The organism is Shewanella electrica (genome assembly GCF_022321485.1).
Classification (GTDB): Bacteria; Pseudomonadota; Gammaproteobacteria; order Enterobacterales; family Shewanellaceae; genus Shewanella; species Shewanella electrica.
Genome location: NZ_JAKOGG010000809.1, coordinates 1 through 233, shown reverse-complemented (window position 1 = coordinate 233; position 233 = coordinate 1). Strand labels below are relative to the sequence as shown.

General features: G+C 50.6%; 1 protein-coding gene. It reads left to right on the top strand.

The window, feature by feature from the left end:
- On the top strand, positions 1-233 hold a 233-nt coding region (locus L9G74_RS23480; RefSeq protein WP_369123405.1), incomplete at both ends, for an AAA domain-containing protein.

Sequence of the window (233 nt, the reverse complement as noted above, 5' to 3'; positions counted from 1 at the left end):
CGTACAACGGGCAGTTAGCTGTCCTGTCTAATGCACTGAGAGAAAAGTTCCCTGGAATTGAACTTGGGACCGTAGACGGCTTCCAGGGCCGCGAGAAGGAAGCGGTGGTCGTTAGCCTGGTACGAAGCAATGAGGAGCACGAAGTTGGGTTCTTGGGAGAGAAGCGGAGATTAAACGGTATGCTTCTGTCCCTTCCTTTTCCCTTTTTGAGAATTGTTTCTTCAGATCGACAC